This is a genomic window from Moorena sp., assembly GCF_982860115.1.
On sequence record NZ_CEYLVT010000223.1, the window covers coordinates 1 to 602 of the forward strand.

Below are 602 nucleotides of genomic sequence, written 5' to 3' on the forward strand. Positions count from 1 at the left end.
TCCCGATTCCCGATTCCCGATTCCCGATTCCCGATTCCCGATTCCCGATTCCCGTGAGCATAAACCCCTAAAATTCAGAGTCTTCTTCATCCATGGGTAGACTTAAATCAAGAAAAATTAAAAACTTCCCATCAGGCATGAGCTGTTTCAGGTTCCGGGAATAGCTCCTAGCATCAGAAGGGCTGCAGAACCGAGCGAAAACTAATGGTGGCCTGCCTCGCAATAGGCGAATCATGACCCACGGGTGTAAGCTGGGAGTATAAGACATAATTTAGGTATCTCCTTTAAAGGGGAGCCAGAGCCAGCCTTGGGCGTGTACATCTTCGGGCTGGCTCTTACTTTTGTATCTCCATTTTGAGTATAGCACAAAAAATATATAATTATAGCATATTTTGAAAAGTTTTGTAACAAATTTTGTTAGGGAGTCGGGAGTCGGGAGTCGGGAATCGGGAATCGGGAATCGGGAGTCGGGGGTGTGGGGGGAGATGGGAATAATATATTTTGATAGTAAACTTTTGCCTTTTGCCTTTTGCCTTTTGCCTCTTGCCTTGCGCGTAGCGCTATACTGATTTGGTGTTGGGGATTACCTGCGGGATTAGCGA

1 pseudogene is annotated in these 602 nt (G+C 46.2%); it reads right to left on the reverse strand.

What is annotated here, in order from left to right:
- Positions 1-417 precede the first annotated feature (417 nt).
- A pseudogene (locus AC4II3_RS26615) lies at positions 418-602 on the reverse strand (hypothetical protein); the annotation flags it as partial.